Origin of the sequence: Flavobacterium fryxellicola (assembly GCF_900143245.1) — a bacterium.
Classification (GTDB): Bacteria; Bacteroidota; Bacteroidia; order Flavobacteriales; family Flavobacteriaceae; genus Flavobacterium; species Flavobacterium fryxellicola.
Genome location: NZ_FRDK01000001.1, coordinates 565,871 through 580,168 on the forward strand (window position 1 = coordinate 565,871; position 14,298 = coordinate 580,168).

Below are 14,298 nucleotides of genomic sequence, written 5' to 3' on the forward strand. Positions count from 1 at the left end.
AACAGATTCTTACTTTTTGATGGCAGTGACCTCTTTCTGGGTAACGACTTTCGATTGTTTATTGCTCCAAGAGGTCATCACATAATTCATCACATCAGCCACTTCCTCATCCGAGAGTCCCATAGCTGGCATGCTGCTGTTGTACTTTATTTTATTGACTGTTATTTCGCCACTTTGTCCATATTTTACTGCCGCTATACTTTGATTTCTCTTGGTTATTAGCCAATCGGAACCATCAAGAGGAGGGAAGTTTTTTGCATCTCCTTTACCATTAGCACCATGACATTGCATGCAAAAATCAGCGTAGATTTCCTTACCCGGCGTTTGATCTTTTGAATTTACGGTCGTTTGGGTACTAAGGTCGGTATAGTTCTTTGAGTAAAATGGTCTTTCAAAAGAAAATCCACCTAGTAAAAGTATTCCAAAACCTAAAAATAATTTTGTTGGTAGCATCATTTTAATTCGGTATTATTTTGACAATTCCTTTTCCTTCAACACCCATATAAATATAGCCGTCTGGACCTTGCGCCACGTTCCGTACGCGACCTACGCCAGTGGCGATTTTTTGTCTGTCGATCACTTCACTTCCTTTGAGTTTAAGCAATTCAAGATATTGGAATTTCAAAGATCCTACAAGCAAATGTCCTTTCCAATCTGGATATTTGTCGCTGGTAACAAAAGTCATTCCGCTTGGCGCGATGGAAGGCAGCCAATAATAAATTGGTTTTTCAATTCCTGGCTTTTCATTTTCTTTGCTAATCGTTGTTCCGTCGTAATCGATGCCGTAGGTAACCACTGGCCATCCGTAATTGACTCCTTTTTTAATGATGTTGATTTCATCGCCACCTTGAGGACCGTGCTCGTGGGCCCAAATTGCTCCTGTTACAGGATTTTTTGCCATTCCTTGTGGATTGCGATTCCCATACGTATAGATGGCTTCTTTCACTCCAGCCTGTCCTACAAAAGGATTGTCTTTAGGAATGCTTCCGTCATCATTCAAACGGTATATTTTGCCACCATCGCGTTTTATATCTTGAGGGTTTACAAAATGTTCTCCACGCTCTCCAATGGAGAAATACAAATAGCCGTCGTTGTCAAACACAATTCGGGATCCAAAATGCTGACCTTTTGTAGTATTCGGAGTGGCTTTATAAAGCGATTCTATTTGTGTCAGACTTCCGTCTACTAATTTTGCTCGAATAAGTTTTGTGTGACCACCGGTTCCTTCCCCTTCATCCGAAGCAAATGTCATGTAGATCCAGCCGTTTTTAGCATAATCAGGATGTAAAGCAATATCTAATAAACCGCCCTGCCCGCGAGAATATACTTTAGGAACATTTTTAATTTCAGTTTTTGTACCGTTTTTGATATGGTAGAGCACGCCACTTTTTTCAGTAACCAACATTGTGCCGTCTGGCAACCAAGTCATTCCCCATGGAATGGCAATATCGGAGGCTACGGTTTCTAGCGTGTAGTTTTTTACTTCGTCTTTGATAGCGATGTCGTTCGACTTAACTTGTGCATCGCAACCAAAAGAAAGGAACGATAATAATGAAAGTGAAAAGAATGTGATTTTTTTCATAAGTCTGATTTTTAAGCTGTAGCATAAACATAATCTTTTTTAAAGATAGTAAAAGCGGAATAAAAAGAGCCCTATCGCTTTTAATTTTGCTTAGAATTAACAATTTTAGGAACAAAAATACGTTCTTGTTGTTTATTATAAAAAGCGAAGTCCTATAAGTTTTTAAAAAGTGTTCTGTTGTACTTGCATTCCCAAGTGGATCAAAAACCTTAATTTTTCTTCATTTCTGATTTGTTTAAAAATCATCCACCAATAGTATTTAACTTTTTTTGAGGCGCTCAGTATTTTTATAAGTGATTTATTCTTATTTCTTTTTAATGCTATACTTTGCAGTTCTTGCCTCTTTGATTTTTCCTTTTCAATTAACTTCAAAGCCAAAACAAGGTGCCTTTTACCTAAGCAAAAAAGCAAAAGTAGCAAGACCTTTCTCTATCCGATACCAATTGCATGAAAAACTTAGATTTTTTGTTTAACTTTGCAACCAAACTTTTAAACAAAAGTAATTTTAAAGGAACAAATAGGTGATAGGTAAAAACTTTGGCGCAAAGCAAATCACTATTAATTCCTGTAAAATTGTATAAAAAATCGAAATGATATTTGGTATTTCTTTAGAATACAAGAAGTACTTTAAATTAAAATAAAATCACATGGAAAGTAAAAAACCCGATAATGTTGTTTATTCTGCTGAGGAAGGATTCAACGCTAATGTTTTGCCATACGCAACTAGTGTAGGAGCACCCGTAATTCGAGTTGATGATGTGGTGTCCTGGAAAAGTAGGGGAATCGATAACGTAAACAAAGAGCTTGGTAATAAGTTTAATGAACTCAGGTTGCAGTACCAAATTTTAATGCAGGAATACGAATGGAACGAATTAGTGTATAGTGCTAAGTTTTCATTTGAACCTGTGATTGGCGAAATTTATCATTTGTACAGAGATGCCGAAGGAGTAAATTTCCTCTCTTTAATTGGACCTAATGAGTGGAACAAAGAACATATCGGAACCTTTAAACTCAACAGCGATAAAAAATGGATTTGTCTTAATGGGAATGAGGCTTATTTGTTTTAAAGTTCACGTACGGTACTGAATAACCCGTTGTGTGTAATTAGTTTTTAATGGTGATTTTTCGTCAGTTCGAGTGATTTTTTTCCCGAAGCCTCGTGAACAAATCGTATCGAGAACACCAAAAATTAGTAGCAAAAACGATGCTTGATACATTTTTTGTTCCATTTCATTGCACCATAAACACTCGAACTGACGTTTTTGATAATTGCACCCAACAGGTTGTTGTATAATTAAATTATAGCTGCTTGGGCTTACCTACGTTTTAATCAAAAGGAAACAAATGCAAATAGAGGCTTTAGTTATTTCCGCCTTATACTGCAATTCTAGTTTTAAATCCCATTTACCCTAAAAATTAGCCCGCTTATGATCCCTAAATGGTGCTTATAGTTGCTGATCAAAGTGGGTCGATAGTTTCCATCTGGATGACGCTATTGAGGTAGCTAAGTTGTTTTAATTTAGTAAAATTATTGCGAATGCAATGTTCTTTATGACCGTCCGCCTTTAGGACTACCTTTCTTTTTTTGCCACAGATTTAGAGTATTTTTACGGATTTCTAATACATCTAATTCGATTTTTCTTTAATGTGTGTAAATCTGTGAAATTTGTGTCAAAAAATAGTATTGGCACCACTTACGGATAGTCATCCTGTTCCTTTAATGGGTTAAAGTTTCTACATCATGATATTTTAACGGTCTCTTAATGGATAAGTTACGGCCAATATACTCCTGTTTTATTTATTGAAAAATTTGTTTGTAAGAATAATAAGTTTCTTTAACTTTTGATTGCCTAGTAAAAGTACTTCTTTTCAAAATTTGTTAGCTATTTATAGTAATACTGTGTTTTTATTTTAATAAATTTATAAGTATTTAAATCGCTCATAATCAACAAATAAGAAGTTGTTTTTCAAATTATACGTCAAAAAATGTACAGTCCCTAAAAATGAAAGTGCAACTACACTACGTACTTCAAGCACCAATAAAAACGGCTTCAACTTAAACTCACTAACATGAAAACAATCTCAATTTTAAAGCGAACAGCAGGATTTTTTTGTATCGCATTCGCGCTATCATCCTGTAATAAAGCAGCTAATTTGTCTAATGAAACTAAAAAAGAGAATATGGGAACTACAACAGAAACTATGGAAGTGCACGATTTTGCAACAGATCCCCATCTGGACGAAGGGACGAAGAAATTTTTGAAAGTTTTAAATACGGGTGGAACGCCTGTGGAACAACTTTCTAAAGAAGACGCACGAAATGTTCTGGTAAAAGCACAAGCATCCGTGAAAGTTGATGTTTCAGGAATTGATGAATCAGAAAAAACTATTACGGCAGACGGGCATACTGTAAAATTAAATATTGTGCGTCCTGCAGGCGTCACAGAAAAATTACCGGTATTCCTATTTCTTCATGGGGGCGGTTGGATATTAGGGGACTATCCTACTCATAAAAGATTAGTTCGTGACTTAGTTGTGCTCTCCGGATGTGCCGCAGTATTTGTTAATTACACACCATCACCAGAGGCTAAATATCCAAAACCGCTCAATGAAATCTATGCGGCGACTAAATGGGTGGCCGAGCATGGGGATGAAATAAATGTTGATGGTAAAAAATTAGCTATTGTTGGGAATAGTGCAGGAGGGAATATGGCAATCGCTACTGGTTTGATGGCTAAAGAAAAAAAAGGTCCAGAAATAAAACTGATGGTGTTGCTTTGGCCTGTTGCCGATTCAGGATTTGATACGGACTCGTATAAAATGTATGCCAAGGACCGATTTTTAACCGCACCGCTAATGAAATGGATGTTTGACCAATATACCACTGATCCTAAAGAGCGCAAAGAAATATATGTATCGCCCTTACAGGCCACAATTGCACAGTTGCAAGGACTTCCTCCAACAACGATTCACGTGGCCGAAAATGATATTCTACGGGATGAAGGAGAAGCCTTAGGCAGAAAACTCGATGAAGCAGGTGTTGCTGTCACCACCATACGATACAATGGCGTTATTCACGATTTTGGACTGCTAAATGCCCTTGCTGAATTGCCTACCACTCGCATCATGCTTGAAAACGTGGCGGCGAAACTCAAAAAAAGCCTAAAATAATTAAGTATATTGTGGCGCCTTTTTGGCGCCATAATTTTATGAAGAAGGAGTTGTAATTCAAAAATCCACTATTGTAGTACAGTTAGATAGAAACCAGCGCTGCGCTGGTTTTTTTATTTTAGCTCTTTTCGAAGTGATTGCTGCTTCTGGCAAGGCTATATGTTTATCCAACTCGTTCTGGATTTCAGTAGACCAGAATTCTATTACAATTTGACATATTCCTTATAAAAAGTTATCCATTCTCTAAATAATCATTAATAAAGTCGTTTTCTGCTTCAAATTCAGCTTCAAATTTCATCACAAATCTCGATGTTAATATTTCTACCCAACTTTGTATTTCTTCTTTTGAGTTTAAATCATTTAGGAAAAATAATTGCGTATTGTTCTCCGAGAAATTGTCATCAAAAAACAGGATAATATCTGATTTAAAACTATTAGCGAAATTTTCTGCAGGCTGATTTAGCACTTGTTCTAAGTGTTCTATTTTTTTAGATAGAGTCATTGTATGGATAGAAGTAATTATATTTTTTAAACTACAACTTGCTATTTTTTTGAGGCCTAGTTGTTACTGTTTATATTTAATAATTTTTTATTTTAAATGTGGGGTTTGATTTTTAAAAACTATTTTGTTGTTTTTATTATAGCGGTAACTAAGGTTTTACTAAGCTGTGGTGAAACGGATTTCGTACTTTATGATGTTATTGTGATTGGCAGCCATAATTTTGGAACATTGAGCGGGTGTGATACAATCCCTAATAATTCCAATTATTTATTTTATAAATCTAATTTGTAAATTAAGTTTTAAAAATAATTCGCCATTTTCCTCATAAATCCAACTATACTTATAAGGTTTAGTCTTTGAAGTGTTTGTTGAAAAACCTGGATTAATCTCGTCTTCACTTGTGGCAGCTTGTTCAAACTTAGTGTGATTAATCAAATAATCTTCAAATTCATTCTTATTATAAATATGATAACAAACTAAATCACTATTATCCTTTACAACAATAATACCGCCCGTTGCGTCATATTTACCTGTCCAAACTTTTTCGGGGGTCATTCCTAAAGCACTTTCAGTGAGAAATTTTTTTATTTTATATTCATAAAAAGGATGTCCTTTTGATATGTCAAATCCCAATGGATTTTGTGATTTTATTTTTTCTAATAAATCTGTAATTTTTGATTTACCAAATTTGTATTTATAATAAACCAAATATGATATTATTTCAGGCAATTGCGAGTCTATTAATTTTAAATTAAGTTGTAAGTTATCTGATTGAACTTTTTTAAATTCTATTTTACAGCCTAAATTATCTAAATTATTTAATCGTAAAGCAATTTTAGAACTTTTAGTCCCATTAGTGACTTGTAAAGTTTCAGTATTGATTTTTTCTAAATCTAAAATTAAACCCGCAGGCTTTGTTATTTTGAAAATAAAGTTGTTTTCTGTATTACAACTAGCAAATGTGTATTCCTTTTCATTTACAATTTTTATCTTAGAACTTAAAAGTTTTTCTTTAGATTTCAAATCTGAATAATCTGATGAAGTTAAATTTATCATAATTTAAAATTTATAATAGTTCAAATTGCAATTCTCAAAATATTCACCCAGTTCACGCTCATTTTCAAAACTAATTTCACATTCAAATTTATTATCAAAAAAATTCAAAATATCAAGAATATTATTGAAAACGCGGAAATGCCATCCTTCATAGTTATAAACATATACTATTCTCTTTTGTGTTGAATTTTCTAATAAAATAGTTTCAATTGTTCTTGAAGGACGTAAATAATTTATTTCAATTGCGGAATAATTGTTCATTTAATAAAAATATTTTGATGATGATATTCTAAAAAATCCTTCGATGGAAGAAATTTATCGGGTAAAATGATAGATTGATTTTCAAAATTTAAAAAGAAATCTGTTACAGCGTTTTCTTTTTTATAATCATTTAAATATTTAGAAATTTTAATTTTATAATCAGTTGTAACGGTTAAAAAACCTTTATCAAAAGCCTTATCATGAATTGAATTTATACACAATCCATTGTGAGGATTTAATCTATTTTTTTGGTCTTTTGACCATGGTATAATATGACTTGCCACTAAAAAGTCTGGAATAGACAACCCAGTTATACAACATTTCAAATTATATGATGACAGAATTGTTGAACGAAAAAAATTTTGATTAACCCTAGCTTTTATTACCGTTTCTCTTTCTCTTCCTAAAGGTAAATTATCAATATTTATCTCAGAAGTTTTTTCAATTGGTTCATTAGAAAAATTAGAAATTAATACTTCGCTTTCATATGCAAGATTTTCCCAGTTACTATTGAATTCATTCCAAATAATCTCATCCATTTTACTAGCATTAGATAATCCAACAATCCCTCTCTTTTTTAATTCTGGGTCAAAACTTCCAAAATTTCCAATTTTCATTTTTACTGAATTTGGACTTCTTCCAATTATTTTTGCAATCCGAATAATGTCTGGATGATTAGATCCAACTTTATTAAAAGGAATTTTACAATAAAGATTTAGTGCTACAATAGTTTGTTCTCTTGTCCAATTTTCTCTTGCCATTTTATTTCTTTCAGAATTATAATAAAAATATCTAATGAAAAATACATTAAAATACTTGTCGTTTATTAGCCCGTTTATTTTGTTGTGAACAAATGTAAATATTTATAATTGAGATTTCACAAAACTATTTTAATGTTGAATTTTGTACAACAGGTTATAAGTTACATTCGAGATATTGGATAAATGCTCAATAGAGATTTCTTTTTGTTCTCTAAGTAATTTTACCTTTTGACCAAATTTTTCTTTAATATTCATAGTTTATAAAATTAGATTTACGCCTACAATTGACCCGCCTACAGTTGTAGGCGAAGCAATTGTTTTTGTGAACAAGTTATCAGCGTCTTGAAACGAAGATTTTTAGCTCTTCATATGTAAGTAAATACCAGTCAATCTGCTTTTTTGAGGGTCGGGTTTTGGAAGTCGTTCTCAAATAATTAAAAATAATTCTCATGAAACCCAATTCCCCTAGCCCTGATCGCAGTGAAACTCCTTATGAACTAGCCTTGAATTTTTTCTTTGGCTAAAAGAGCGACCAAAGGAAGCTCCTTTTTGGCTGTAGAAAAAACAAGGATAGGAATAAGAGTGGAGCGAAGAGCGGGAGTGGCTCCTAATTAATTTGGAGGGTGGATTGCTTTAATGCAAAAAAGCCCACCGTTTCCGATACTCTTTTACGAAATGTGTACAAAACAAAAAAGACTTTACATCACTGTAAAGTCTTTTTAAAAAGCTCCGGCTCTTGGACTTCCCGAAAAAATTCGGGATAAACCTCTCGCCAAAATTGTCCACAAAAAAACCCGATACTTTCGTATCAGGTTTTGTTTTGCTCCCTCTCTTGGGCTCGAACCAAGGACCCTCTGATTAACAGTCAGATGCTCTAACCAACTGAGCTAAGAAGGAAACTGAGCGATAAAAAGTAACTTTCGTTACATCTCTAAAGCGGTGCAAAGATAGGCTATCATTTGGTTTGTGCAAATAAAAATCAAATTTTTTTTAATTTTTTTTACTTCCCTAGAATTGCCTTGTAAATGTCGTTTCCGTTAGCAAATAGTAACAGTGTTATAAGTAATACGAAACCAACCATTTGTGCGTTCTCTAGGAATTTATCACTTGGTTTTTTACCGCTGATAATTTCGTATAATAAAAACATCACATGACCTCCGTCAAGCGCTGGAATAGGCAATAAGTTCATTACCCCAAGCATAATTGATAATAAAGCCGTGATATTCCAAAATACTTCCCAACTCCATGTATTAGGAAAAATATCAAATATGGCTTTAAAACCACCTACTTGTTTGTAAGCGCCGGTACTTGGACTGAAAATCATTTTTAATTGCTTGCCATATCCTACTAATTGATCCTTTCCTTTTGTAATTCCAACAGGAATCGATTCTATAAGGCTAAATTCTTGTTTGCTTACTTTGTAGTATCCTAGTTTTTCTAATGAATCCATGTTTAATCCTCCTACAGCAATCCCTAATTTCCCATCATTAGAAATAAGTACTGGAACCTGAACTTCTTTTTGATTTCTTAAAACAGTAGCAACAATCGTTTTGTTTTTGTTGTTTTCCAAAATCGTTTTTGCTTGATCAAAATATTTGGCAGGCTGCCCGTTTAGCGTCAATACAATGTCTTTAGGTTGAAGTGCAGTATTTTTAGATCCTTCAGCAATAGCTCCTACTACAAACGGCATTCGGATACCTAACAACTGTACTTTTTCAAATTTTGATAATTGGTCTACAAAATCAATTGGCATTTTTAGAGTCTGCTCCGCTCCATTTCTTTTAATAAGAACCTCTTTTGCCATAATAACCTTCATGTTGATGTCGTTGTCAAACTTCAACACTTTTTGATTGTCGACAGATAGGATGTTGTCTCCAGTTCTAAATCCTACGTTTTGCATGGCTTGATTCTCTATTAATAAGCCATCTTTCAAATCAGCCGTAGCGATATAAGTATCACCATAAGCAAATGCCATTCCGATATAAATAATGAAAGCCAAAATAAAATTAACCGTTACGCCGCCTAACATGATAATTAATCTTTGGTAGGCTGGCTTGGATCGAAACTCCCAAGGTTGCGGTGGCAAAGCCATTTGTTCCTTGTCCATGCTTTCGTCAATCATTCCAGATATTTTAACGTAACCACCTAGAGGCAACCAACCAATTCCGTATTCGGTTTCGCCAATTTTCTTTTTGATAAGGGAATATTTAACATCAAAAAATAAGTAGAATTTTTCGACTCTGGTTTTAAACAGTTTAGCAGGAATGAAATGTCCTAATTCGTGAAGTATAATCAGTAATGATAAGCTCAATAAAAATTGAGAAAGCTTTATAAATATGTCCATTGTTTAATTTAAGTTCTTTTATAACTCACAAAAGTAAGGTTTTCTATTTGTTTATTTTGCAATAATTGTTCCATACCGTTTTAAATGTTTGTTAATTATTGGAAATTCAATCCCTCTTTTGGCCGGTGTCCCTTAACTTTACTTTTTGAAACGACTCGTTCTCGTTTCGGTCACTTTAAAATCTATTGTATGTCTTCAAAATTATTTTCTCCTCTTTCCATAAAAAGCATTACCCTTAAAAATAGAATTGCCATTTCTCCGATGTGCCAATATTCAGCTACTGATGGCTTTGCCAATGATTGGCATTTGGTACATTTGGGCAGTCGTGCCAGTGGTGGTGCGGGATTAATTATTCAAGAAGCCACTTCGGTTTCTCCTGAAGGTCGAATTTCACCGGAAGATTTAGGTCTTTGGAAAGACGAGCAAATCGAAAAAATGCAACAAATTAACCGTTTTATTGTCAGCCAAAACGCCGTTCCCGGAATCCAATTGGCGCATGCCGGCCGAAAAGCCAGCGCAGCATCACCATGGAACGGAGGTAGGAAAGTACCCATTGCGGAAGGGGGTTGGGATTCGGTGGCTCCAAGTGCTGTGGCGTATCACGAAAACGAAGAAACGCCAATTGCGCTAGACAAAGTAGGCATCCAAAAAGTAATTGCTGATTTTAAGTCGGCTACGAAAAGAGCACTTCAAGCTGAGTTTCAGGTGATGGAAATTCATGCGGCGCACGGGTATTTGATGCACCAATTTTTATCGCCACTGTCTAATTTTAGAACCGATGAATACGGAGGAAGTTTTGAAAACCGAATCCGATTAACGCTCGAAGTGGTCGACGCAGTTCAAGCAGGATGGCCAGACAATCTGCCTTTATTGGTTAGAATTTCGGCAACGGATTGGGCAGAAGGTGGTTGGAATATCGAAGAATCTATACAGCTTTCTAAAATTTTAAAAGAAAAAGGAGTGGACTTGATTGACGTTTCCTCGGGTGGAGCGGTTTCACACCAACAAATTCCGCTACGACCAAATTACCAAGTTCCTTTTGCTGAAAGCATTAAAAAAGAAGTTGGAATCCTAACAGGAGCTGTAGGTTTAATTACAGAGGCGACTCAAGCCGAGGAAATCATTGCATCTGGAAAAGCCGATTTGGTTTTATTTGCTCGAGAATCCTTGAGAAATCCCAATCTCGGACTGACATTTGCCCATGATTTAGAAGCAGAAATAGTTTGGCCAAAACAATACGAAAGAGCGAAAAAATAAAATTTTAAAACATATAAGTCATTTAAGTTTTACTTTTAAAAGATTAGAGTTGTACTCTATAAAAACATTCCAATTCTTTGGTGAACTTACAGTACTTACGCGTTTGAGAGTTGTGCAGTGAAAAGCTTTTAAACCATTAAGAAATTAAGGTTCTAGTTCTATTTTGAAGATAAAGCAAATCGATTTTTTTAAAAACTTATAGGACTTATAAGATTAAAAGATTTGGTCACAGTAAATTTTTGAAACCATTAAGAAATTAAGAAAAGGTAAGGTCGTTTTTTAACGGTTACTTTAAGCGAAATAATTTTTAAAAACTTAGATGGCTTATATGTTAAAAAAACCATCCTTAATATAAAACCTACCTTATGCAAAAAATAAAAACCGCCTTACTTTCTTACGGAATGTCTGGCAAAGTATTTCACGCTCCGTTTATAAATTTTCATGCAGGATTTGAACTTCTTGGTTCGTGGGAACGAAGTAAACAATTAATCCATCATGATTTCCCAGAAGTGAAAAGCTATGCTACAATAAAAGAGTTGTTAGATGATGAGGTCGATTTGGTAATTGTAAATACGCCTGTCGAGACTCATTACGATTATGCGAAACTAGTCTTGCTCGCAGGGAAGCACGCCATTGTTGAGAAAGCATTTACTACAACCGTGGCACAAGCTCAGGAACTGGCGGCTATTGCCAAAGAAAAAGGAGTAAAACTAGCGGTGTTCCAAAACAGAAGATGGGATAGCGATTTCAAAACAGTGCAAAAAATTATAGGAGAAAAGCTCTTAGGCGAAATCGTGGAAGCTGAATTCCATTTTGATCGCTACAATCCGCTGTTGAGTCCAAAGCAACATAAGGAAACCGTAAATTCAGGTGCGGGAATTCTGAAGGATTTAGGGCCACATTTAATAGATCAGGCACTGTGTTTGTTTGGTTTGCCGCAATCGGTTTTTGCTGATATTCGGATTACTAGAGAGCATTCGTTGGTAGACGATTATATTGATATTTTACTGTATTATTCTAGTTTCCGAGTGCGATTAAAAGCCGGTTTTTTTGTTCGCGAAGCCATTCCGGCGTATGTCATTCATGGAAAAAAAGGGTCGTTCTTGAAGCCGCGTGGGGATGTACAGGAAGACGAATTAAAAGCAGGAAAAAAACCAGGCGCAGCTAATTGGGGCACCGAACCCATTGAGAAAAGCGGATTGTTACACACCGAAAGTAACGGTGAAACGGTACAAGAAATTAGTACCACACTTCAAGGCAATTACTACGACTTTTTTGATGGGGTTTATCATTCGATTGCAAATAACGCTATAGAACCGGTGACGGCTCAAGATGGTGTTCAGGTAATGCAAATTATTGAAGCGGCTATTCAAAGTAGCGCTCAGAAAAAAGTAGTTGATTTGTAACAAGTCTCTATCACAATAGAAATTGAGCCACTGATTCACAGATTTTAATCTTTATAGAATCAGTGCATCAGTGGCGTTCTTTTTAAAACCTACCGCAAATTCGTGGTAATTACTTTTTATAAACAATAACTTTGTATTTCGCCTGACCTTGGCGGTTTTGATACAACCAACGATTGCTTTTTGTAATTTTGGCGTGTTGAATTCTAAAATAAATCATTTTGATAGATTTAAACTTTTTAGGAAGGTTAAGAACGAAAGGCAAGCTAAAGAAATCGTATAAGGATGCTAAGATTTCCTATCTGAACCGAATTCGCTGGGCAGTTTCGATGTTTTATTTTGGTATGGGTTTGTGTTTTGCCACTTGGGCCAGCCGGATCCCAGATATTAAAACGACCTTGCATTTAAGCGAAGGCGATTTAGGAAGTATTTTATTCGCTTTACCATTGGGACAACTAGTAATTATGCCCTTTTCAGGAAAATTAGTGACCCATTTTGGTAGCCACCGCATCTTGCTATTTTCTCTATTATTATACGTTTTTAGCATGACCAATTTAGGCTTGGCTACAGCGGCTTGGCACCTATCATTAGGACTATTTGTTTTTGGAATCTTTGGGAATCTATCTAATATTGCCGTCAACACGCAAGGTGTTTACACTGAAGTACTGTTCAAAAAAACAATCATGTCTTCTTTTCATGGAATGTGGAGTTTTGCCGGATTTATGGGAGCACTTGTGGGATTAGGAATGTTAGCTTTTGAGCTCTCTCCTTATACGCACTTTCTTATTGTGGCTGGCATCGTATTTTTGATGATCGCTTTCAACTATAAATTTTTAATCAAAGCCAAAGAAACCAAGCAAACAGAAAAGAAAAAGTTATTCTCAAAACCAGATAGTGCTCTTATATGGTTGGGTGTAATTGGGTTTTGTTGCATGGCTAGCGAAGGCGTCATGTTTGACTGGAGTGGCGTTTATTTCAAAGATGTCATCAAAGCGCCGGGACCATTAGTGATTTTGGGGTACACCTCTTTTATGATTATGATGGCCGGTGGTCGCTTCATAGGAGACGGTCTGATTCAGAAATTTGGTCGAAAAACAGTCCTGCAAATCAGCGGAATTATGATTTCGGCGGGACTATTTACCGCCGTATTTTTCCCGTTTGTTATTCCCGCAACTATCGGATTTATGCTAGTTGGTTTGGGTGTTTCTACAATTGTACCCACCGTGTACAGTGTGGCTGGAAAAAACCCAAATGTTTCGCCCAGCGTAGCCTTAACGACCGTTTCCAGCGTTAGTTTTCTGGGTTTTTTGATGGGGCCACCTATAATTGGATATATTGCGGAGCTGTCTAGTTTGCGCTTTTCGTTTGCCTTTATCGGGGTTTTTGGGATATTTATTGCCATAATGGTATCCCGCATCAAAGCAATAGCGTAATATTTTTTTCAGGAGCAACAGCAGTATTTTTCATAATAAAGTGATCTCCCGCTGTTCGCAGTATCTTTTTTTAAACGCATTTCGTGTTGTTTTCAAGAAGTTCAATTCTCCATGCGTTTATAAAAAAAGGATACTTGCTACCATCGCGGCTATACAGTTCGTATGTTTTGCTAAGAACTTTTCCCCAAAACAGTTGCTAAAATTACTGCACTAAAATAATTTACTTGAAAATCAATATGTTAGTATTTTTTGCATACATTTAACATTAGAATTCTTTCATGCTTTAGTACAATTGGATGCTGAATAGTAAATACCACTTTTTGCAGCAGCATCTTATTTAGGGTTTATACCACTTTTCCAAAATTCACTTTTAATTATTTAAAGTTGCTATCCTTTTTTGGATACCCTTCTTTATGCTTTTAGTTCAATCTTTAAGGTTTCTCTTAGGGGTTGAACTTCTTGCATAAGAGAAGCAAAGGAAAGCAAAGTCTCAATTACTGTCAATTTTATTAAATATGAACCCTCATC

Annotated in this window: 12 protein-coding genes and 1 tRNA gene; 5 read left to right on the forward strand and 8 right to left on the reverse strand. The window is 35.1% G+C overall.

Translation table 11 applies throughout. The features are described 5' to 3' along the window. Positions 1–9: 9 nt before the first annotated feature. Positions 10–456 carry a c-type cytochrome gene (locus BUA03_RS02510; RefSeq protein WP_245792551.1) on the reverse strand — a complete coding sequence of 149 codons (447 nt, stop codon included), beginning with the start codon at positions 454–456 and terminating at the stop codon, positions 10–12. A 1-nt stretch (position 457) separates the two neighbouring features. Then, positions 458–1,582 carry a PQQ-dependent sugar dehydrogenase gene (locus BUA03_RS02515; protein WP_066075747.1) on the reverse strand — a complete coding sequence of 375 codons (1,125 nt, stop codon included), beginning with the start codon at positions 1,580–1,582 and terminating at the stop codon, positions 458–460. 647 nt (positions 1,583–2,229) lie between these two features. Between BUA03_RS02515 and BUA03_RS02525 the strand changes: the two genes are divergently transcribed. Both BUA03_RS02525 and BUA03_RS02530 read left to right on the forward strand, forming a co-directional pair. Further along, on the forward strand, positions 2,230–2,649 hold the full coding sequence (locus BUA03_RS02525; protein ID WP_066075741.1) for a DUF2452 domain-containing protein: 420 nt from the start codon (positions 2,230–2,232) through the stop codon (positions 2,647–2,649). 1,003 nt (positions 2,650–3,652) lie between these two features. Then, positions 3,653–4,753, forward strand: a complete 1,101-nt coding sequence (locus tag BUA03_RS02530; protein ID WP_082854256.1) for an alpha/beta hydrolase — start codon at positions 3,653–3,655, stop codon at positions 4,751–4,753. 232 nt (positions 4,754–4,985) lie between these two features. On the opposite strand, the gene BUA03_RS02535 is transcribed toward BUA03_RS02530, so the two are convergent. From BUA03_RS02535 to rseP, 6 genes are all read right to left on the reverse strand, one after another. Further along, on the reverse strand, positions 4,986–5,255 hold the full coding sequence (locus tag BUA03_RS02535; protein ID WP_066075738.1) for a hypothetical protein: 270 nt from the start codon (positions 5,253–5,255) through the stop codon (positions 4,986–4,988). Positions 5,256–5,522: 267 nt separating this feature from the next. Continuing rightward, positions 5,523–6,311 (reverse strand): HpaII family restriction endonuclease, encoded by a 789-nt coding sequence (locus BUA03_RS02545; RefSeq protein WP_066075733.1) that lies wholly within the window; start codon positions 6,309–6,311, stop codon positions 5,523–5,525. 3 nt (positions 6,312–6,314) lie between these two features. Then, positions 6,315–6,572: a hypothetical protein gene (locus BUA03_RS02550; protein ID WP_066075730.1), complete on the reverse strand. Its 258-nt coding sequence runs from the start codon at positions 6,570–6,572 to the stop codon at positions 6,315–6,317. Further along, positions 6,569–7,333, reverse strand: coding sequence for an HNH endonuclease (locus BUA03_RS02555; protein WP_066075727.1), 765 nt, complete (start codon positions 7,331–7,333; stop codon positions 6,569–6,571). Before BUA03_RS02555 ends, BUA03_RS02550 begins: the two co-directional genes overlap by 4 nt. 823 nt (positions 7,334–8,156) lie before the next feature. Then, positions 8,157–8,230 (reverse strand) — tRNA-Asn (locus tag BUA03_RS02560). 103 nt (positions 8,231–8,333) lie between these two features. Next, on the reverse strand, positions 8,334–9,677 hold the full coding sequence (rseP, locus tag BUA03_RS02565; protein WP_066075725.1) for an RIP metalloprotease RseP: 1,344 nt from the start codon (positions 9,675–9,677) through the stop codon (positions 8,334–8,336). A gap of 189 nt (positions 9,678–9,866) precedes the next feature. Here rseP and BUA03_RS02570 point away from each other — a divergent pair, with 189 nt between their 5' ends. The 3 genes from BUA03_RS02570 to BUA03_RS02580 all read left to right on the forward strand — a co-directional run bounded on the left by BUA03_RS02570 (position 9,867) and on the right by BUA03_RS02580 (position 13,770). After that, positions 9,867–10,934, forward strand: coding sequence for an NADH:flavin oxidoreductase/NADH oxidase (locus BUA03_RS02570; protein ID WP_066076042.1), 1,068 nt, complete (start codon positions 9,867–9,869; stop codon positions 10,932–10,934). 365 nt (positions 10,935–11,299) lie between these two features. Beyond that, positions 11,300–12,340, forward strand: coding sequence for a Gfo/Idh/MocA family oxidoreductase (locus BUA03_RS02575; RefSeq protein WP_066075722.1), 1,041 nt, complete (start codon positions 11,300–11,302; stop codon positions 12,338–12,340). Positions 12,341–12,558: 218 nt separating this feature from the next. Beyond that, positions 12,559–13,770: an MFS transporter gene (locus tag BUA03_RS02580; RefSeq protein ID WP_066075719.1), complete on the forward strand. Its 1,212-nt coding sequence runs from the start codon at positions 12,559–12,561 to the stop codon at positions 13,768–13,770. Positions 13,771–14,298 lie beyond the last annotated feature (528 nt).

Excerpts from the sequence above, each read along its gene's own strand:
- rseP (WP_066075725.1), bottom strand. The coding sequence starts at position 9,677 with ATGGACATATTTATAAAGCTTTCTCAATTTTTATTGAGCTTATCATTA.
- BUA03_RS02525 (WP_066075741.1), top strand. The coding sequence starts at position 2,230 with ATGGAAAGTAAAAAACCCGATAATGTTGTTTATTCTGCTGAGGAAGGA.
- BUA03_RS02550 (WP_066075730.1), bottom strand. The coding sequence starts at position 6,572 with ATGAACAATTATTCCGCAATTGAAATAAATTATTTACGTCCTTCAAGA.
- BUA03_RS02535 (WP_066075738.1), bottom strand. The coding sequence starts at position 5,255 with ATGACTCTATCTAAAAAAATAGAACACTTAGAACAAGTGCTAAATCAG.
- BUA03_RS02515 (WP_066075747.1), bottom strand. The coding sequence starts at position 1,582 with ATGAAAAAAATCACATTCTTTTCACTTTCATTATTATCGTTCCTTTCT.
- BUA03_RS02545 (WP_066075733.1), bottom strand. The coding sequence starts at position 6,311 with ATGATAAATTTAACTTCATCAGATTATTCAGATTTGAAATCTAAAGAA.
- BUA03_RS02530 (WP_082854256.1), top strand. The coding sequence starts at position 3,653 with ATGAAAACAATCTCAATTTTAAAGCGAACAGCAGGATTTTTTTGTATC.
- BUA03_RS02575 (WP_066075722.1), top strand. The coding sequence starts at position 11,300 with ATGCAAAAAATAAAAACCGCCTTACTTTCTTACGGAATGTCTGGCAAA.
- BUA03_RS02555 (WP_066075727.1), bottom strand. The coding sequence starts at position 7,333 with ATGGCAAGAGAAAATTGGACAAGAGAACAAACTATTGTAGCACTAAAT.
- BUA03_RS02510 (WP_245792551.1), bottom strand. The coding sequence starts at position 456 with ATGATGCTACCAACAAAATTATTTTTAGGTTTTGGAATACTTTTACTA.
- BUA03_RS02570 (WP_066076042.1), top strand. The coding sequence starts at position 9,867 with ATGTCTTCAAAATTATTTTCTCCTCTTTCCATAAAAAGCATTACCCTT.